Origin of the sequence: Bradyrhizobium sp. Gha (assembly GCF_900113735.1) — a bacterium.
In the GTDB taxonomy this organism is placed as follows: domain Bacteria; phylum Pseudomonadota; class Alphaproteobacteria; order Rhizobiales; family Xanthobacteraceae; genus Bradyrhizobium.
This window is the reverse complement of the sequence record NZ_FOQM01000016.1, coordinates 16207-34684: the sequence shown is the minus strand read 5'-3', so window position 1 is coordinate 34684 and position 18478 is coordinate 16207. Positions and strand designations below refer to the sequence as shown.

The following is an 18478-nucleotide window of genomic DNA, read 5'->3' as shown; positions in this document are numbered from 1 at the left end:
CGGTGCACTCCGAAAACGCTTGGAATGGCACACTACACATGGCCCCCGTTGAGGAGCGGGCCGTGATCGCCCAGATTCAGCACCAGTTAGCTTCTCTGGCGCAACAGTCCACAAGGCCGCAGATCGTGCTGTTACCGGAGCTTACGGTTCCCACAGGATTTTTGCCCAGCCTGAGAGTCATTGCGGCGCAAATGAATGCAGTCATCATCGCCGGGATGGATTTCAACATCGCTTCAAGGAAGGCAAAGATTGCTAGAAATCGAGCCGCCGTAGTCATCCCAAACGCGTGGGGAACGGACAAAGTTTCGTCACGAGCTACAGTTCGATACGTGGGAAAGACGTACGCGGCTTGGCGAGAGAAAGAACATCTAAAGGCGCACGGCTACACTTTCCAGTCGATTCCGGAGGTTTGGGTATTCAACGCGGGGAGCCTAGGTAAATTTGCCGTTGCTGTTTGCTACGACTTCTTAGACCTCGAGCGCGTTGCAATGTATCGCCTCGGTATCCAGCATTTGTTCATTCTGGCCTACAATACCGACTTGCCAACGTTCGACCATGCGGCCGAGGCTCTTTCCCGAATGATCTTTTGCAACGTCGTCGTTTGCAATACGGGCTCTCACGGGGGCTCGCTTGCAGTTTCGCCGTACTCAGGTGTCGGAAAGCGAGTGATTTACCGACACATTGGATCGCCGCTCTCGACCGGACAGACGGTGGCGCTACCTGTTGCTGATCTCATTTTAGCGCAGACGAATTCTTGGCCTAGCGGCCGCGATCGGGAATTCAAGAGTCTACCGCCTGGGGCAGAAATCGTTCACCAGCTGACGCCCCATACGACGGACATATGAGAACGAGGCGGCCGGGTAGAAGCTAACTGCATTCAGCGCAACCCGCTTGCGCGCTGCTCCCACCGCTGATACACACGCGCAATTGGCGAGGCGAGAAACCTCAATAGTTTCAGTAGATAACGTGCACTCCATCACAGTTCAATCCTGTCTGGAGGCTATCGCCCCATAGAAACTGCGACGGAAAACGATCGCCAAAAATGCATCATTTGTGCATAACAAGCGAGGTTTTTGGGCCGCTGACATTTATCCAGACTACTGCCGGAGCGATGCGAACTTAAACCTTCGGGTGCGGCGACAGACGTGGCCGAACCAGCCTCCCGCCCAGGGTCGCTGAAGAGCGAGAGTTTCCTCGTACTGGGTACGAAACCACCCAGCATTTCGCCGCTCCAGCATCGGAGCTTTTCCGTAACGAACGCGAGAATTCGCGTGCAAGTTAATACAAAAGTACGTTCGCGAAATCTGGTTTACCTGCCAACGTGTTATCGACATAGCAACTGCGTGATTCGCCCTGAGCCCAATTTCGCTGGTTCAATATTCGACAAAAATAAGTCTGAGATGTCCCTGCGGGGCAGGCACTTTTTGCATTTTCGATACCACCAGGTTGAGGGGGGTCTTTGACTGGAAGGAAAGGTTCAAATACCCAATGTGCACCTCACGTAAGTTACCCGCAAAAGAAGCTAGGAAGCATGAAAGCCGGGATCGACGTCGAACGGTTGGTGCAGTGGGCCGTTCGTGAAGAGCTGCCGAAAGGGCGCCCGGTGTTGGCTGACATCGGCTTTGCAATCGGTCGCAGCCCGATCCGTCCGGGCAGCATCGCTCGTAGTTTGGGCCGAACGCCAACCATCGATATTGGATCGATGGGTTATGTGCCGGGAGAACCATGTGCTGACGCTCGCCGCGTGGCGGATGCTATCGGAAGACTTGATACCGAGGTACGGCTCTCAGGTCGATCTGAGGCACTGCGGTTATTCGGCGAATTCGCCAACATCGTCGCCGACGACGCCTTGATCGCAATCCTGTCATCGACCTTTAATCCGCAAGCAATCGTCGTTAGTAACGCTGCGCAGGGTAAGCGGCCTAATTGGCGCTTCGACGCGCCTAAACCGCATCAAAGGTTCGTGCCGACAGCAGGACGCCCACGACCGTTAGTGTACGGCATCGACACTGCGGGCGATCTGATCGAATTGAAACGCAACGAAGGCCGGGCGCGCAAACGTGACGGGGAATATGCAATCGCTCTCTCGCCTCGGTCTCCGCTGGAATGGTGCGATCCATCTCCTCTCGCGATTGCTGAGGCGCGAGCAGAATACGTGGCATGGTACCGCGCCATGAGCACCCTTGCGCTTGGGCTCGCCGGCAAATTAGACGCGTTCGAGCCAACGGGGCCAACAGTCGCGGCGATGCCCTGGTCGGGCGTTGATTTTCTTCCGCCGAAAGCGGCCGCAAGATACCTCGCGGTACGCACCGACAAAGCTGTCGAGACCACCGCAATTTAACGAGTGCTCCAGCCTACTCGAAGTGCTCGAGGGCCTCAGGCCAAACGCTGACCTTCTCCTCGAAGACCCCGCCCTCACCGGCGGGGTTTTTGGTTCCTAAGGACCAAAATCACCCATGACCTCGAAACGCCCATCAGATGCGCGCGCCAAGAAAGGCGCCGCCAGTGGTGGGCCGAGCGAGGCTATGCGCGCGCTTGTACGGGCGCTTGCGCGAGCCGACGCGATCGAGGATTATCAGTGCCGGAATGGCAATGTTGAGGGGGGCGGCGTTGAAAGCAGCAATCTACGCCCGGTTTAGCGACAAAGAGAAGCAAACCGACAAGTCGATCGAGGATCAAGTCGCGCTCTGCCGCGCGATGTGTGCGCGCGACGGTTTAACTGTCGTGCAGGTCTATTCCGATCGCGGCATTTCCGGCGCCTCGACCCTTAACCGCCTTGCCCTGCAACGCATGATGCGCGACGCCAAGGCCGGCAAGTTTGCCGTCGTCGTCGCCGAGTCGCTCGATCGCATCTCGCGCGATCAGGAAGATTTGGCCGGCATCCATAAGCGCTTGAACTTCGCCCGCGTCGAGATCAGAACATTCGTCGATAACACGGTCGGCGAGATTCACGTCGGCGTCAAAGGACTCGTCGGCGCCCTCTACCTCAAAGACCTCGCGCAAAAGACGCGGCGCGGGCAAGCCGGTGTCGTGCGCGACGGCCGCCACAATGGCGGGCGCAGTTTCGGCTATCGCCCCGTTCTTGGCCGCCCTGGCATTCTGGAAATCGACGAGGCCGAAGCCGACACCGTGCGACGCATTTTCGAGCTATACCTCGACGGCAATACGCCGCGCGACGTCGCCGCTCGGCTCAACAAAGAACGCGTGCCCGGCCCTCGCGGCGGCGTCTGGAACGCCTCGACGATCGGCGGCAGTCGCACGCGTCGCAACGGCATTCTGCAAAACGATCTCTATGCCGGTCGCATCATCTGGAACCGGCAATCGTTCGTCAAAGACCCGGAAACCGGCCGACGGATCAGCCGGCCCAATCCGCGTGACCAATGGATGCAGGCCGAGGCCGAGCATCTGCGCATCATCGACAAAAAGACATGGGCGCGCGCGCAAGGCCGCGTCGGCGATCGCGCCGGCACGCCACACAAGGCGCGGCCGGTGCATCTGTTGTCGGGCCTCGTGAAGTGCGGCAAGTGCGGTTCGGGCATGATCGCGTGCGGCTCGGGCAAAGACGGTATCCGCCTGATGTGCTCTCGCCGGAAGGAAACCGGCTTGTGCGACAACGCGCTCGGCGTGCCGCGATCCGTTGTCGAGGATCGCGTGCTCAAGGGGATCGAGCAACACCTCGCCGATCCCGATCTCGTCGCCGAGTATGTCGCCGAGTTTCACCGCATGAGCCGCGAATTGAACAGCAAAGCCGCCGGCAAAATCCGGGCGATCGAGAAACGCCTCTCGACCGTCAACACAGCGATCGGCCGCCTTGTCGATGCGATCGTATCGGGCACCCCGGCCCGCGCGGTGCAAGACCGCCTTGCGGCCCTTGAGGCCGAGCGCGACGAGATCGAGCGCGAGCGCGCGACCGTCGGCGCCGATCCCGTCGAGTTCCATCCGAACGCGGCCGACGCCTACCGGCTCAAGATCAGGTCGCTCAAGAAGTGGTTGGCTGGCACGGGTGATGAGGCGCGTCAGGCCGCGTTCGCCGGCATCCGTGAGATTGTCGAGAAAGTGACGATCCATCCGCGCGGGCCGGGTGAGCCGGTAGGGATCGAAATTGACGGCCAACTTGCCGCGATCCTGCGACTTTCCGACACCGTGACCGGGGCCGGAGAGTCGCAGGGGGCGATGGTTGCGGGGATAGGATTTGAACCTATGACCTTCAGGTTATGAGCCTGACGAGCTACCGGGCTGCTCCACCCCGCGTTAAACTGTTGCCTTGCCCTCGTGAAAAGGCCGGGGACGGTGGATTGAGGGCCGACGCTGTGCGCGTGGCTTGCTTCTCCCGTCCCGAAGGCTTCCTTGGAAGGCAACCCCGGGCAAAACCCGTCGGGTGCGGGCGGTATGTACCAACCCCGACCGTCTTTGGAAAGGGCTGCGAGGACGTTTTTTTCGACTTTGTGACAGGGAACGGGCGTGGATTTCGGCCGAATGCCACGGACTTGCCAGAAGTTCCACAAAGAGCCAGCCTGCGGCAACAAAACAGCGGCGAAAACGCCTGATCGGGAGGACCGCCAATGAATGGATTATGGACCGCCCCCTTGCGAGCGCCCCTGGCGCCGCTCCCGGACAGCTTTCAGACCATGGTCGCGCGCTAACAATGACGAGAAGAAACAATTCCAAGGGGGACATGTCAGTGACTGACACATTCGATTTCGTCGTCGTGGGCGCGGGCTCCGGCGGTTGCGCGGTGGCGGGGCGGCTGTCGGAGGATGCGGCGACGTCAGTGGCGCTGCTCGATGCCGGCGGGCGCAACGACACCTGGCGCATCACCACGCCCTTCGGGCTCGCGCTGCCATACAAGACGGCCAACTGGGCCTTCGACACCGTGCCCCAGAAGGGCTTGAACGGCCGCATCGGCTATCAGCCGCGCGGCAAGGGCCTGGGCGGCTCCTCCGCGATCAACGCCATGGTCTACATCCGCGGCCACAAATGGGATTACGACCACTGGGCTGCACTCGGCAATGCGGGTTGGTCGTATGCGGACGTGCTGCCCTATTTCAAGCGCTCGGAGAACAACAGTGATTTCGAGGGCGACTATCACGGCAAGGGCGGCCCGCTGCATGTCAATAAATTGCGCTCGGATAATCCAATCCACGACATCTTCCACCAGGCCGCGCGCGAGGCGCAGTTCCGCATCCGCGACGACTTCAACGAAGCGGACCACGAGGGGCTCGGCAGCTATCAGGTGACGCAGCACAAGGGCGAGCGCTGGAGCGCGGCGCGGGCCTACGTGAATCCGCACCTGGACAAGCGAACCAATCTGCGCGTCGAGACCGGGGCGCACGCCACGAAAATCCTGTTCGAGGGTAGACGCGCCGTCGGCGTCGAATATGTGCAGGGCAAGCAGAGAAAGCAGCTGCGCGCGCGCCGCGAGGTGATCCTCGCCTCCGGCGCGTTCCAATCGCCGCAACTCTTGATGCTGTCGGGCGTCGGCGATGGCGAGGCGCTTGGCAAGCACGGCATCAGCGTCACGCATCATCTGCCGGGCGTCGGGCGCAATCTTCAGGACCATCCGGATTTCGTGTTCGTCTACGCCTCCGACTATCCGCACTTCGTGCACGCATCGCTCGGCCGCCTGCCGTCCCTGCTCCGTGCCATCCAGCGCTATCGACGCGAACGGCGCGGCCTGATGACCACCAATTTCGCCGAATGTGGCGGCTTCCTGAAGACCCGCCCCGACCTCGACGTGCCTGATATTCAGCTGCACTTCGTCATCGCGATGCTCGACGATCACGGCCGCAAGAAGCACAAGGAGGCCGGTTTCTCATGCCATGTCTGCCTGCTTCGGCCGAAGAGCCGCGGCAGCGTCTGGCTGAAAACTGCCGACCCACTCGCTGCACCGATGATCGATCCGAACTTCCTGGGCGAGGCGGAGGATCTCGAGGCGATGGTCGGCGCCTTCAAGACCACGCGGCGGCTGATGGAGACGCCGGCGCTGCGCGCGTTGCAGAAGAAGGACATGTTCACGACCGATGTCAGGACGGACGACGACATCCGCAACATTTTGCGCAATCGCGTCGACACGGTCTACCACCCCGTCGGCACCTGCAAGATGGGCACTGATGCGATGGCCGTGGTCGATCCGAAACTGAAAGTGCACGGCGTCGAGAGCTTGCGCGTCGTCGACGCCTCGATCATGCCGACGCTGATCGGCGGCAACACCAATGCGCCAACCATCATGATCGGGGAGAAGGCGGCGGATATGATCCGGGCGGAGATGCGGTAGGGCGACGCTCTCCCCAGCACCTGAGGCTATGGGTCGCAGCCCCTACGCAAGTACGCACCAGGGTGCGACGACAACCAGAAGATGTTTTCTTTACCCGTCTCGAGTAATACTGAAAGGCGCAGCATTTGTCCCTCTGGAGCCAACAACAATACAGACGATTTTAGCGATCTGAAACCGAACGACCGGTTCGCCGTCCATTCGTTCCATCGGCAGGGTTCGCTCATGAACAGTTTCGATCTCGCGGTCTGTGCCGCGCTGGCAATCGCGATCGGCTTCGGCTTCAAAACCGGCCTGCTCCGCAGCGCCATGACCATTCTCGCCTATCTCCTTGCCGCCCCGATCGCGGTTTCGCTGATGCCGATGATCGCGCCGCAAATTGCGGGCAACCCGAATGTGCCGCTGGTCCAGGGCTGGATCTGGTTCTTCGGCATCTTCATGGTGGTCGGCATGTTGCTGGGATATATCGGTCGCTTCGTCCTGGACGACACCATCCGGGACGCCGGGATCGGCGACCGCCTCGGCGGCGCCGCGCTCGGCGCCGTCAGGGTCGGGCTCGTCGCGACCTCGCTGGTGCTGGTGTTCGACCAGATCGTGCCCGCCAATCGCCAGCCGCCCTTCCTCGCGGGCTCGCATCTGCGGCCGTTGTTCTCGGCGGTCGGGCAGATGGGCTTCAAGTCACTCCCTCCAGAGGCGGCCGAGGCAATCGATCGCCTCAAGCAGGAGCGGCGCATCTGATCGTTCTTGGGCATGAACCTTGCGGAAAACCCACGGATCATGTCTGCGCATTTGCATCGCCAAGCGCCGCGCCATGCATTTTGACGCGGGCCCGTCCCTTATCAGGGGCACCGCAGTTGGCTAGAGTGCCGGCCATCCAAAAACTTGCCTGACACTATGGGAGTGAAACAAGTGGATCTTGGGATCAAAGGTCGCCGCGCCATCGTTTGCGCATCCAGCAAGGGCCTCGGCCGCGCCTGCGCCTTCTCGTTGGCCGACGCCGGCGTTGACGTCACGCTGACCGCGCGCGGCGCCGAGGCGCTGAAGAAGACGGCGGACGAAATCCGCAAGGCCTTTCCCGCCGTGAAGGTCACCGAGATCGTCGGCGACATCACCACGCCAGCCGGCCGCGAGGCCGTGCTGAAAGCCTGCCCCGAGCCTGACATCCTCATCAACAATGCCGGCGGCCCGCCGCCCGGCGATTTCCGCAACTGGACTCGCGACGACTGGATCAAGGCGATCGACGCCAACATGCTCACCCCGATCGAGCTGATCAAGGCGACCGTCGACGGCATGATGGCGCGCAAGTTCGGCCGCATCGTCAACATCACCTCGGCGGCGGTCAAGGCGCCGATCGACATTCTCGGCCTCTCCAACGGCGCGCGCGCCGGCCTCACCGGCTTCATCGCCGGCCTGTCGCGCAAGACCGTGATCAACAACGTCACCATCAACGGCCTGTTGCCGGGCCCGTTCGAAACGGATCGCCTGACCAGCACCGCGAAGGGCGAAGCCGACAAGCGTGGCGTCACGCCGGCGCAGATCCTGGCCGAGCGCGCCAAGCTCAATCCAGCCGGTCGCTTCGGCCAGCCCGACGAGTTCGGCTATGCCTGCGCCTTCCTCTGCGGCGCCAAGGCGGGCTTCATCACCGGACAAAACATCCTGCTCGACGGGGGCGCCTTCCCCGGCACCCTGTGAGAGCGTGATGCTGCAACCTCTCCCGCTGGCTGGAGAGGTGACATCACAACGCGCTATGACACCGGCGTGGTTCGCTCGTCCGTCCAGTTCATGCCGAGCTCGTCCATGCCGTCGGCGAGCAGATCACCGAGCATCGGCTCGCCCAGCAGATATTGCACCACTTCGCGCCGGGGCGCTTTGTATCCGGCGCGGGCCTCGATCGCCCGGCTACGCAGATCGTCCCACTCGTCCACGTTGCCATCGCCGCGGCCGAGCCACATCAGCGTGACGAGGTCAAGTTGCTCGTCTTCGTTCAGCGCCCGGATGAATCCAGTGAGCTCGGCTGCGACCGGGTCGGAGGCCGTGTCCTCCAGCACGTCGATTTCGTCGTCATCGGTGGCATTCGAGCCGGAATCCTCATCGGTGGCGGATTCCTTGACGTCGAATTCGCGGGCCTTCTCGATGATAAAAGCGATCTTGTCGGCGGAAATGGCAAGCTCTGGCATGAGTTTCCCCTTAGCTCGTGGCGTGACTGATTTCAGGTTCCCGAGACAACGCGACATCACGGCAGATGATCCATTGCGTTCGAGGGCGCGACGCCGCATCTTTCGCGAAACCAAGAAAACGAGGGACGCCCGATGCAGTGGAAGGTGGGCAAGGTCAAAATCACCAAAGTGGTGGAGATGGAGACGGTCGGCTCGACCCGGTTCATCCTGCCGGCCGCGACCAATGATGAAATTCGGAAGCTTCCCTGGCTGATCCCGCATTTCGCCACCGAAGAAGGCCGGCTGAAAATGTCGATCCATTCGCTGGTGGTGGAGACGCCGACGCGGCGCATCGTGGTCGACACCGGCCTTGGCAATGACAAGCAGGGCCGCGGCGTCCCGACCTGGAATAACCGCAACACGCCGTTTCTGGAGATCATGGCGGCTGCGGGCTTTCCGCCTGACAGCATCGATACCGTGCTGTGCACGCATCTCCATGTCGACCATGTCGGCTGGAATACGAAACTGGTCGGCGGCGAATGGCTGCCGGCCTTCCCAAGGGCGCGCTACGTGTTTGGCCGCACCGAGTACGAGCACTGGCGCGAGAATTCGTCCGAGCCGGACAAGCAGGCCGTCTTTAACGATTCCGTGAAGCCGATCGTCGATGCCGACCGCGCCGATCTGATCCCGAGCGACCACCGCCTCTCGGACGAGATCAGCACGATCCCGACACCCGGCCACAGCCCCGGCCATATGAGCATCCTGATCCATTCGGACGGCGAACAGGGACTCCTGACCGGCGACGTCGCCCATCACCCCTGCCAGATGGCACATCTCGGCTGGTCCTCCACCGCGGATTCCGACCAAGCTCAGTCGGCCGCGACGCGGGCCGCGCTGTTCGGCCGATTTGCCGATACGCCGACGCTGGTGATCGGCGGGCATTTCTCGGCCGGGCATGTCAGGCGGGAGGGAGAGGCGTTCAAATTTGTGGCGCTGGGATGATGCCGTGTCCCGGACGCGGAGAAGCGTCCGAGGCAAGAAACCTCGCTCGTCCCACCGAATTAAGGGGGCTGCAATGCGCGTCCTTTTCGGCGGTTGAATTTACCGCGGCCCTGTTCCATGAAGCTGTTCAACCGATCAGTCCACTCAGGGAGAGACGAGAATGAAGCTTGTTCGTTATGGCGAAAAGGGTGCGGAAAAGCCCGGCCTGATCGACAAATCCGGCCAGTTGCGCGACCTGTCGGCGCATGTGAAGGATCTGACCGGCGAGGCCTATTCGCCTGACAGCCTCAAGAAGCTCGCGGCCATCGATCCGGCCTCCCTGCCCGCCGTCTCCGGAAAGCCGCGCTTCGGCGCGCCCGTCACCGGCATCTCGAAATTCGTCGCGATCGGCCTCAATTACAGCGACCACGCCAAGGAGACCGGCGCCGCTATTCCGTCCGAGCCGATCATCTTCATGAAGGCCAACACCTCACTGTCAGGTCCGAACGATAACGTCGAGAAGCCGCGCGGCTCGACCAAGCTCGACTGGGAGGTCGAGATCGCGGCCATCATCGGCACCCAGGCCAAATACGTCTCGGAAGCCGACGCGCTGAACCACGTCGCCGGCTATTGCGTCTGCAACGACGTCTCCGAGCGCAACTTCCAGACCGAGCGCCTGGGCCAATGGACCAAGGGCAAGTCGCACGACACGTTCGGCCCGCTCGGGCCCTGGCTCGCCACCAAGGACGAGATCAAGGACGTGCAGAACCTGTCGATGTGGCTCGACGTCAACGGCCAGCGGCGCCAGACCGGCTCGACCAAGACCATGATCTTCTCGATGGCCAAGTGTGTCTCCTACGTCTCGCAGTTCATGACGCTGCTGCCGGGCGACATCATCACGACGGGCACCCCGCCCGGCGTCGGCCTCGGCATGAAGCCGCCGACCTTCCTCAACGTCGGCGACGTCATCACGCTCGGCATCGAAGGCCTCGGCGAGCAGCGCCAGGAGATCGTGGCGGCGTAAGGCTGCGCTCTCTCCTCGTCATTGCGAGGAGCCCGCGACAAAATTGCGAAGCAACTTTGCGCTGGCGACGAAGCAATCCAGACTATTTCGCCGGAAACAGACTGGATTGCTTCGCTTCGCTCGCAATGACGAAAGCCAACTGCCGATCACCCCGCAGGACATTTCCCATGAAACTTTCCTTCTCCCCCGCCTCGCCCTTCGCCCGCAAGGTGCGCATCGCCGCGATCGAGCTCGGGCTGATCGACAAGATCGAATTCACGCCGGCAACGGTCACGCCCGGCACGGTCAACGAGGACTATTCGAAGATCACGCCGCTGAAGAAGCTGCCGGTGCTGATCACTGATGACGGCGACGTCATTCTGGATTCCTATGTCATCGTCGAATATCTCAACGAGATGGCCGGCGGCAGCTTGATCCCGGATTACGGTCCGCGGCGCTGGAAAGCCAAGACCAATCATTCGCTGATCAACGGCATGCTCGATTCCATGCTGCTGTGCCGTTACGAGAAGATGGTGCGGCCGCAGGGCCTGCAATGGCAGGCGTGGTCGGATGACCATTGGAACCGGGCCTGGACCGGCATGGCGCGCTTCGAGAACATGCCCGATGTGCTGAACGGCCCGTTCGACATTTCGCAGATCGGCCTTGTTTGCGTGCTCGGCTACGCTGACTTCCGCTTCGCCGATTGCGGTTGGCGCAAGGCCTATCCGAAACTCGACGCCTTCCACCAGAAGATGCTGGAGCGACACTCGGTGAAGATCTCGGTGCCGCCAGCGGCGTAGTGGGAACAGGCAGGGTAAGGATGCGCGATCGCTTCTCCCGCCTCACAAGTCTCAGTGCGAGCCTCGTGCTCGCGCTCTCCGTCTCAGCCACCAATCTATGGGCGGAGAGCATGCCGCCTGGACCGACCGATCAGGCCTGCGGAGCGCCTGCAGCGATCGACGATGGCTGGGAGATCGCCTCGCCCGACAGTGTGGGCATGGACGCCGCGAAGCTTTGCGCCATCGCCCCGCGACTCGCTCAGCGGGCAACCGCGGTCCATTCGGTCGTCGTCATCAGGCATGGCAAGCTCGTCTTCGAGCAGTATTTTCCCGGCTACGACGAGCCTTGGGGACAGCCCGACGGCCAGTACGAATTCGCCGCAACGACGAAGCACGATATGCGCTCGGTGAGCAAGAGCGTGACGTCACTGCTGGTTGGAATCGCGATCGACCGCAAGCTCATCGCAGGCATCGATGAGCCCGTCCTGAAATTCTTTCCCGACTACGCGGCGGTGAAGCAGCCGGGATGGGACGCCATCACGCTGCGCCATCTGCTGACGATGTCATCAGGCTTCAAATGGGACGAGGCGCGGGCCTGGACCGATCCTGATAACGACGAGCCGCATCTCGTCACCGAGCCGGATTCACTCGGCTACATATTGTCGCGACCGATCGCAGCACCGCCCGACACGCTATGGACCTATAGTGGGGGCGGCACGGAACTGCTCGGCAACATCATCGAGCGCGTTTCGAAACAGCCGCTGGAGGCGTTCGCGCGCGAGGCACTGTTCCAGCCGCTCGGCATCGCCGATCTCGAATGGAAGCCTTTTAAGAACGGCAAGATCGCTGCGGCCGCCGGCCTGCGCCTGAGGCCGCGCGATGCGGCCAAGATCGGCCAACTGGTGCTCAATCGCGGCGCGTGGAAGGGCCAACATATCGTCTCGACCGACTGGATCGCGCAATCGGTCACGCCGCGTTTCCAGGCGGTCGGCTATTTCGGCGGCACGCTGTTCTATGGCTATCAATGGTGGATGGGCCGCTCGCTGGCCGGCGGCAAGGAGATCAAATGGGTCGCCGCCTTCGGCTGGGGCGGTCAGCGCCTTTTCATCGTGCCCGAGCTTGATCTCGTGATGATGACTTCAGCCGCGCAATACGGCCAACCGAAGGAAGGCCTGGCCGCGATGGACATCCTCTCCAATATCGTCATTCCATCCGTGCGCGATGCGCATTGATCACGAAGGAAAGCGAGCATGAGCCTGAAATATGCGGTCGGCGATCTCAGCATTCAGCGTGTCATCGAGCAGGAGACCTCGTTCGTCCCGGCACTGGAGATGATCCCCGGGCTGACGCCGGAATTGCTGGCCGAGAACCGCGCCTGGATGAAGCAGGCCAAAGCGCTCGACGACAATGACGTGCTGATGCTGTGCTTCCAGTCCTATGTGGTGAAGACGCCGCATCACACCATCCTGATCGACAGCTGCATCGGCAACGACAAGCCGCGGCCCAATCGTCCGAAATGGAACATGAAGACCGACGACACATATTTGCGCGCGCTCAATGCCGCCGGCGTCTCGGTCGATGACATCGATTTCGTGATGTGCACGCACCTGCATGTCGATCACGTCGGCTGGAACACGCGGCTGGAGAACGGCCGCTGGGTGCCGACCTTCCCAAGGGCGCGCTACCTTATCGCCAAGCAGGAATACGATCACTGGTTCGAGCAGAATGCGACGACGGCGATCCCGCCCTTCGTCGATAGCGTGCTGCCGGTGGTCGAGGCCAACAGGCATGAGCTGGTCGGCAATGATCACCAGATCGGCGACCACGTCCGGATCGTGCCGACGCCCGGCCATACGCCCGGCCACGTCGCGATCGTGATGGGACGCGGCAAGGACGACGCGGTGTTCTCCGGCGACCTCATGCACTCGCCGTTGCAGACGCTTTATCCGGAGCTGTCGATCAAATTCGATGTCGATCCGGTCAAGGCGGCCACGACGCGCCGCAGGTTTCTGGAGCGCTATGCTGACACGGATACCCTGTGCTGCACCGCGCATTTCCCCTCTCCCTCGGTCGGCAAGATCAAGCGCAAGGGCAACGCGTTTGTGTGTGCGGCGGTTTAGCGAGATTCCGTAGGGTAGACAGAAACGATGACAGCACTCCCTGATATCCCCCTACCGGCCGGTATCCGCTCGCGCTATGTCGAGGGTGTCAACGGCTTGCGCATGCATGTGCTGGAAGCCGGCTTTGAGACCAAGGGCCGACCCTGCATCCTCTTGCTGCACGGCTTTCCCGAGCTCGCCTTCTCCTGGCGCAAGGTGATGCCGACACTCGCGGCCGCCGGCTATCACGTGCTCGCGCCCGACCAGCGCGGCTATGGCCGCACCACCGGATGGCAAGCGGATTACGATGACGATCTCACGCCGTTCTCGCTCCTCAACCTGGTGCGCGATGCACTCTCGCTGGTATCGGCGTTCGGCTACAAGCAGGTCGATCTCGCCGGACACGATTTCGGCAGTCCGGTCGCGGCCTGGTGCGCGCTGATCCGGCCCGACGTGTTTCGTTCGGTGACGCTGATGAGCGCGCCGTTCGGCGGAGCACCGCCGTTGCCGTTCAACACCGCCGATGCGCCAGCGAAGCCGGCGGTCGAAGACCACGTGCATCGCGAGCTCGCCGCGTTACCGCGTCCGCGCATCCACTATCAATGGTACTATGCGACACGCCCAGCCAACGCCGACATGCAGCATGCACCGCAAGGCGTGCATGATTTCCTGCGCGCCTATTATCATCACAAGAGCGCGGACTGGGCCGGCAACGAGCCATACCCGCTGAAGTCGTGGTCAGCGGACGAACTCGCCAAGCTGCCGACCTATTACGTGATGGACCTCGGCAAGACGATGGCCGAGACGGTTGCGAAGGAAATGCCCTCGCCCGCCGCGATCGCGGCCAACCAATGGCTGCCGGACAGCGATCTGGCCTTCTACACTGCCGAATATGGCCGCACCGGATTCCAGGGCGGACTGCAATGGTATCGTTACGTGACGTCAGGCATGCTCAACGACGAGATGCAGCTGTTCTCAGGCCGCAGCATCGACGTCCCCTCCTGCTTCATCTCCGGCAAACAGGACTGGGGCACCTATCAGCGCCCCGGCGTGTTTGAGGCCATGCAGGGGCGAGGCTGCACGAAGATGCTCGGCTGCCATCTCATCGATGGCGCCGGCCATTGGGTGCAGCAGGAGCAGCCGGCCGAGGTGAGCGCCCTGTTGTTACAATTTCTCTACCGCACCGCACCCTCTTTCGGCTGAAGCGACGCCAAGCTCTCGCCATAAGGGATTAATCTGCGGTTCAGGGAACATCCGGCAACATCTGGCGTTGCGAGATACCGGAAATTGGGTCCGGCGACGATGGAGAACGACATTGGACAAGAAGATCGCCGGATTGTTGGGAGCAGTGGCGACGCTCGGAACGCTCGGCACCGCCCAAGCGGCGCCTGCACCGACGGACGTCCTACAGGCGAATTCCTACGCCGATTTGCTGGAGCCGATCGCAAACGCCGGCGCCATTCTGCAAGCCATCGATGAAGCGCCCCGGCCAAAAGCCAGCGAAAATGTTCAGGTGGCTCAATTCTACCACCACCATCATCACCATCATCACCACAGCTTCTATCGGCGCTATCGCTATTACGACGAAGCGCCGGTCGTCGTGGTGCCGCGGTATCGGCGGTATTACCACCATCATCACCATCATCACCACCACAGCTTCTATCGCCGCGACTACTGAAGGCGCGACGTCAGCAATGAGACGAACAGGACCTCCGGGTCCTGTTTTGTTTTCGTTGGCCGGAAACCAAGAAATTTAAGCAGAATCGCGCATCAGCGCCGGGAACACTTATTCCGGACGAAGGACCACGGCCAGAAACATCATCCGCCCTGTTCGTTGCGAGCCTTGTCCTTTGCCGCGCGATGCAGGTGCCGGTAAGTGCCGTCGAACACCGTATCAGATGAGGAGGTCCACTCGGTCCCGGCCGCTAGTTTGGGCCTGTTGTGGTAGATGCGGCGCGCCTGCAGCTCGCGCTCTGCCGCTTCTTCTTCGCCCATGTGCTCCAGCTCGAAATTGGCTTCCTCGGGAATGACGATGATTTGCGCGAAGGGCTCGTTGGGCCGGAAGATGTGGGTTCGCCCCTCCGCCGGGGCCTTGAAGACGCAGAAGAACATCATGGGCCACCAATTGCGGATCAGCGCAGGGACGGCGATCGGCACTGCGTCAGTCGGATCCGTATAGAATCGCGGATGCGGCTCGGTACGAACCGCCAGGCCTTTTTCGACCTTCAGATCGAGCAATATCTGATAGGTGTAGAAGGCGTCACCAAATTTGCGAAACGGCGGCCATTCCGCGCCGCCTTCCGGCGGATCACCCCAATCGGCCTCGAGCAGCAACTGACCAGCTTTGGTCGTGACGTGAAGCTCGAAATCATAGGGATAGAACAGCTCGATGCCGTATTGCGCACCCTCGGAAAAAGGCACGCAATGCCAGACCTGCTCTCGCGAACCATCCGCACGAGGCTCACGCTTGCCGGCCCACCCGGGGATTTCAAGCTTGGTGCGACGCGGCGCCAGCCGCGGATTGTTGAGACGAAACTTGACCTTGTCCATCGTTCACCCGTCCAGCCACAGTTGCAAAGTTCGAAGCCGTAAGCCGGGCCCCGTCTGAATGCATTGAACTAACATTGTCATGCCCCTTCGGATGCAAGCGTTCGCGCAGGAGGCGTGAATTGACCCTGAACGAATTGCGGCCTATATGAGTTTAGAACAATTCTAAACTACCTAAACAGGGCGATCCGGTGAAGAGCTTTGCTGATTTGACCGAGCGCGAGGTGCTTGCGGTCGCGATTGCCTCCGAGGAGGAGGACAGCCGCATCTATATGAGCTTCGCCGAGGACCTGCGGGAGCGCTACCCTGATACGGCCAAGATATTTGAGGAAATGGCCGAGGAAGAACGGGGACACCGGCATCGGCTGCTGAAGCTCTATGAAGAACGGTTTGGTGCGCATCTGCCGCCGATCCGCCGCGAGGACGTCAAAGGCTTTCTGCGCCGGCGCCCGATCTGGCTGACCAAGAACCTGCCGCTCGACACGATCCGGAAAGAGGTCGAGACCATGGAGCTCGAGGCCGAGCGCTTTTACGCGCGTGCCGCCGAGCAGGCCGAGGATGTCGGCGTGCGCCGTTTGCTCGGCGACCTCGCAGAGGAAGAAAAACATCACGAGAACCGCGCGGTCGCGCTCACCGACGAGATCTTGAAACCGGATGTGCGCGCCGAGGAAGACCGCACGCGGCGACGCATGTTCGTGCTGCAATATGTGCAGCCGGGCCTCGCCGGCCTGATGGACGGTTCGGTCTCGACCTTGGCACCATTGTTCGCGGCGGCTTTCGCCACGCACCAGAACTGGCAGACTTTCCTCGTCGGCCTCGCCGCCTCGATCGGCGCGGGCATCAGCATGGGCTTTGCGGAAGCGCTGTCCGACGATGGTTCGCTCACGGGACGCGGCTCGCCCTGGCTGCGCGGCATCACTTGCGGCGCGATGACGACGCTCGGCGGGCTCGGCCATACCATGCCCTATCTCGTGCCCGACCATTGGGCCAACGCATTCTGGATCGCGACCGGAATCGCCGGCATCGTCGTGTTCTTCGAATTGTGGGCGATCGCCTTCATCCGCGCGCGCTATATGGATACGCCGTTCCTGCAGGCCGTCTTCCAGATCGTGCTCGGCGGCGCGATCGTGCTGGCGGTGGGGATATTGATCGGGGCGGCCTGAGGCGAGCGTGATGAAGCAACACCGTTCACATGTTCTTGCTGTCGCGAGCCTGGCTAGCATATTGATCCTGCTTGCGTCGAACGCTCGCGCCACCGACGAGATCCAGGTCTACAATGCCGGCATTGCCGAGGTGGGCCAGTTCACCATCCAGCAACATCTCAACTATGTGGCGCTCGGACAGAAGGATCCGCCGTTCCCTGGAGGCTTTCCGTCCAACCACAGCCTCAACGGTACGCCCGAATTCGCCTACGGCATGACCGACTGGTGGGAGCTCGGGCTTTATCTGCCGTTCGCGGTGCAGGACCGGCAATTCCTGTCCGACGCGTTCAAGCTGCGCACGCTGTTCGTCTCGCCACACGCCGAACAACGAAATTTCTTCTATGGCGTCAATTTCGAGCTGAGCTACGAAATGCCGAAATTCGCGCAGACACGATGGGGATTGGAGATCCGCCCCATCATCGGCGTGCGCAACTCGGAATATGAATTCATCGTGAACCCGATCGTGGATATCGGCTTCGGCAGCAAGGGTGAAGCCGATTTTGCACCCGCCGCCCGGCTGGCCCGCAATCTCGGCAACGATGTCTTTGCCGGGTTCGAATATTACGCCGACTTCGGCCAGATCGGAAATTTCAGCAAGCTCGCCGACCAGCAGCACACGCTGTTTGCCGTCACCGACTTCAAGGCCGGCGTGTTCGATGTGAACTTTGGCGTCGGCTACGGGTTGACGCCGGCGTCCGACCGTTTCGTGGTGAAGACCATCATCGGCTATGCCTTTCCCGTGCCGGGACAAAAGCCGGAGGGGAGCTATCGCATGAGCGGACCAGTCAATCCGTTCACCCATGCTGCCGTGCGCGGCTTCCAGCCCTGACGGGCGCGACCGCTCAATGCCAGGATCCTCATGACCACCCGCCTTCAATACGGCACGCCCGCCAAGTTCTTCCACTGGCTCATCGTGGCCCTGCTGGCCGTGCAATACCCCATCGGCTGGCTGATGCCGGATATCCATCGCGGCATGAACCCGGGGGCCGGCATGACCTTTCACATGTCGATTGGCCTGACGGTCCTGTTGCTGACAGCGCTCCGCCTTATCTGGCGTCTCACCCATCCCGTCGCGCCTGAAAGCTCGCTGCCCGGCTGGCAGCGCTTGTCCTCGGAGGCCGTCCACTGGCTGCTCTACGCGCTGGTGCTGGCAACGACGGTCTCGGGCTGGCTGTTTGCGTCCTTCCGCGGCTGGTCCGTCTCGTTCTTCTATATCGTGCCGCTGCCGATGCTCGCGTCCGACAATGCGGCGGCCGGCCGGACCATTGATGGCCTCCACCAGGCCATGGAATGGGCGTTGCTCGTCACCATCGGCATTCACATCGCGTCCGCGCTCGTACATATCTTCGTCTATCGCGACCGCGTGATGCAGCGAATGCTGCCCGGATGACATTCCAGACAGATCAACCACGATCAAACAGCGGTTGCGACATGGGATAA

18 protein-coding genes and 1 tRNA gene are annotated in these 18478 nt (G+C 61.7%); 16 read left to right on the top strand and 3 right to left on the bottom strand.

The features are described from left to right. The first annotated feature begins 62 nt into the window (after positions 1–62). The 3 genes from BM222_RS19865 to BM222_RS19855 all read left to right on the top strand — a co-directional run bounded on the left by BM222_RS19865 (position 63) and on the right by BM222_RS19855 (position 4218). A complete protein-coding gene (locus BM222_RS19865; protein ID WP_143106000.1) occupies positions 63–845 on the top strand; it encodes a carbon-nitrogen hydrolase family protein in 783 nt (260 codons plus the stop codon). A gap of 686 nt (positions 846–1531) precedes the next feature. Further along, complete coding sequence (locus tag BM222_RS19860) at positions 1532–2341, top strand: hypothetical protein (protein ID WP_092230660.1); 810 nt, start codon at positions 1532–1534, stop codon at positions 2339–2341. A 137-nt stretch (positions 2342–2478) separates the two neighbouring features. Then, the gene (locus BM222_RS19855; protein ID WP_349509867.1) at positions 2479–4218 is read left to right on the top strand and encodes a recombinase family protein; all 1740 of its coding nucleotides are present in this window, start codon (positions 2479–2481) and stop codon (positions 4216–4218) included. On the opposite strand, the gene BM222_RS19850 is transcribed toward BM222_RS19855, so the two are convergent. After that, positions 4175–4251, bottom strand: a tRNA-Met gene (locus BM222_RS19850). The two genes, BM222_RS19855 and BM222_RS19850, sit on opposite strands and share 44 nt — an antisense overlap. A 430-nt stretch (positions 4252–4681) precedes the next feature. Here BM222_RS19850 and BM222_RS19845 point away from each other — a divergent pair. The 3 genes from BM222_RS19845 (at position 4682) to BM222_RS19835 (ending at position 7963) form a co-directional block, all read left to right on the top strand. Next, positions 4682–6274 (top strand): GMC family oxidoreductase, encoded by a 1593-nt coding sequence (locus BM222_RS19845; protein WP_177243329.1) that lies wholly within the window; start codon positions 4682–4684, stop codon positions 6272–6274. Between the two features lie 222 nt (positions 6275–6496). Continuing rightward, entirely contained in the window at positions 6497–7009 is a 513-nt protein-coding gene (locus BM222_RS19840) for a CvpA family protein (protein WP_092230653.1), read from the top strand. 171 nt (positions 7010–7180) lie between these two features. Then, positions 7181–7963 (top strand): SDR family oxidoreductase, encoded by a 783-nt coding sequence (locus tag BM222_RS19835; RefSeq protein ID WP_092230649.1) that lies wholly within the window; start codon positions 7181–7183, stop codon positions 7961–7963. A gap of 53 nt (positions 7964–8016) precedes the next feature. Here BM222_RS19835 and BM222_RS19830 read toward each other — a convergent pair whose 3' ends face one another. Continuing rightward, the gene (locus tag BM222_RS19830) at positions 8017–8448 is read right to left on the bottom strand and encodes a DUF3775 domain-containing protein (RefSeq protein WP_177243328.1); all 432 of its coding nucleotides are present in this window, start codon (positions 8446–8448) and stop codon (positions 8017–8019) included. Between the two features lie 132 nt (positions 8449–8580). On the opposite strand from BM222_RS19830, the gene BM222_RS19825 reads away from it, so the two are divergent. From BM222_RS19825 to BM222_RS19795, 7 genes are all read left to right on the top strand, one after another. Further along, entirely contained in the window at positions 8581–9429 is an 849-nt protein-coding gene (locus BM222_RS19825; protein ID WP_092230643.1) for an MBL fold metallo-hydrolase, read from the top strand. Positions 9430–9589: 160 nt separating this feature from the next. Continuing rightward, on the top strand, positions 9590–10432 hold the full coding sequence (locus BM222_RS19820) for a fumarylacetoacetate hydrolase family protein (RefSeq protein ID WP_092230641.1): 843 nt from the start codon (positions 9590–9592) through the stop codon (positions 10430–10432). A gap of 167 nt (positions 10433–10599) precedes the next feature. Beyond that, complete coding sequence (locus BM222_RS19815) at positions 10600–11211, top strand: glutathione S-transferase family protein (protein WP_092230639.1); 612 nt, start codon at positions 10600–10602, stop codon at positions 11209–11211. A 20-nt stretch (positions 11212–11231) separates the two neighbouring features. Then, complete coding sequence (locus BM222_RS19810; protein WP_092230636.1) at positions 11232–12422, top strand: serine hydrolase domain-containing protein; 1191 nt, start codon at positions 11232–11234, stop codon at positions 12420–12422. 18 nt (positions 12423–12440) lie between these two features. Then, positions 12441–13310: an MBL fold metallo-hydrolase gene (locus BM222_RS19805; RefSeq protein WP_092230632.1), complete on the top strand. Its 870-nt coding sequence runs from the start codon at positions 12441–12443 to the stop codon at positions 13308–13310. A gap of 27 nt (positions 13311–13337) precedes the next feature. Next, entirely contained in the window at positions 13338–14492 is a 1155-nt protein-coding gene (locus BM222_RS19800) for an alpha/beta fold hydrolase (protein ID WP_092230629.1), read from the top strand. A 112-nt stretch (positions 14493–14604) separates the two neighbouring features. Then, on the top strand, positions 14605–14967 hold the full coding sequence (locus BM222_RS19795; protein ID WP_092230627.1) for a hypothetical protein: 363 nt from the start codon (positions 14605–14607) through the stop codon (positions 14965–14967). A 140-nt stretch (positions 14968–15107) separates the two neighbouring features. On the opposite strand, the gene BM222_RS19790 is transcribed toward BM222_RS19795, so the two are convergent. Further along, positions 15108–15839 (bottom strand): hypothetical protein, encoded by a 732-nt coding sequence (locus BM222_RS19790; RefSeq protein WP_092230624.1) that lies wholly within the window; start codon positions 15837–15839, stop codon positions 15108–15110. Positions 15840–16027: 188 nt separating this feature from the next. On the opposite strand from BM222_RS19790, the gene mbfA reads away from it, so the two are divergent. The 3 genes from mbfA to BM222_RS19775 are packed head-to-tail and all read left to right on the top strand — an operon-like array spanning position 16028 to position 18428. Continuing rightward, entirely contained in the window at positions 16028–16999 is a 972-nt protein-coding gene (mbfA, locus tag BM222_RS19785) for an iron exporter MbfA (protein WP_092230623.1), read from the top strand. Positions 17000–17009: 10 nt separating this feature from the next. After that, positions 17010–17867: a hypothetical protein gene (locus BM222_RS19780; RefSeq protein WP_092230620.1), complete on the top strand. Its 858-nt coding sequence runs from the start codon at positions 17010–17012 to the stop codon at positions 17865–17867. A gap of 30 nt (positions 17868–17897) precedes the next feature. Next, positions 17898–18428, top strand: coding sequence for a cytochrome b (locus BM222_RS19775; RefSeq protein ID WP_092230616.1), 531 nt, complete (start codon positions 17898–17900; stop codon positions 18426–18428). The last annotated feature ends 50 nt before the right edge of the window (positions 18429–18478 follow it).

What these genes read in the sequence shown, in the direction of transcription:
- BM222_RS19860 (WP_092230660.1), top strand. Translation starts at nt 1,532, where the DNA reads ATGAAAGCCGGGATCGACGTCGAACGGTTGGTGCAGTGGGCCGTTCGT.
- BM222_RS19855 (WP_349509867.1), top strand. Translation starts at nt 2,479, where the DNA reads ATGCGCGCGCCAAGAAAGGCGCCGCCAGTGGTGGGCCGAGCGAGGCTA.
- BM222_RS19840 (WP_092230653.1), top strand. Translation starts at nt 6,497, where the DNA reads ATGAACAGTTTCGATCTCGCGGTCTGTGCCGCGCTGGCAATCGCGATC.
- BM222_RS19830 (WP_177243328.1), bottom strand. Translation starts at nt 8,448, where the DNA reads ATGCCAGAGCTTGCCATTTCCGCCGACAAGATCGCTTTTATCATCGAG.
- BM222_RS19825 (WP_092230643.1), top strand. Translation starts at nt 8,581, where the DNA reads ATGCAGTGGAAGGTGGGCAAGGTCAAAATCACCAAAGTGGTGGAGATG.
- BM222_RS19820 (WP_092230641.1), top strand. Translation starts at nt 9,590, where the DNA reads ATGAAGCTTGTTCGTTATGGCGAAAAGGGTGCGGAAAAGCCCGGCCTG.
- BM222_RS19815 (WP_092230639.1), top strand. Translation starts at nt 10,600, where the DNA reads ATGAAACTTTCCTTCTCCCCCGCCTCGCCCTTCGCCCGCAAGGTGCGC.
- BM222_RS19810 (WP_092230636.1), top strand. Translation starts at nt 11,232, where the DNA reads ATGCGCGATCGCTTCTCCCGCCTCACAAGTCTCAGTGCGAGCCTCGTG.
- BM222_RS19805 (WP_092230632.1), top strand. Translation starts at nt 12,441, where the DNA reads ATGAGCCTGAAATATGCGGTCGGCGATCTCAGCATTCAGCGTGTCATC.
- BM222_RS19800 (WP_092230629.1), top strand. Translation starts at nt 13,338, where the DNA reads ATGACAGCACTCCCTGATATCCCCCTACCGGCCGGTATCCGCTCGCGC.
- BM222_RS19790 (WP_092230624.1), bottom strand. Translation starts at nt 15,839, where the DNA reads ATGGACAAGGTCAAGTTTCGTCTCAACAATCCGCGGCTGGCGCCGCGT.
- BM222_RS19780 (WP_092230620.1), top strand. Translation starts at nt 17,010, where the DNA reads ATGAAGCAACACCGTTCACATGTTCTTGCTGTCGCGAGCCTGGCTAGC.
- BM222_RS19775 (WP_092230616.1), top strand. Translation starts at nt 17,898, where the DNA reads ATGACCACCCGCCTTCAATACGGCACGCCCGCCAAGTTCTTCCACTGG.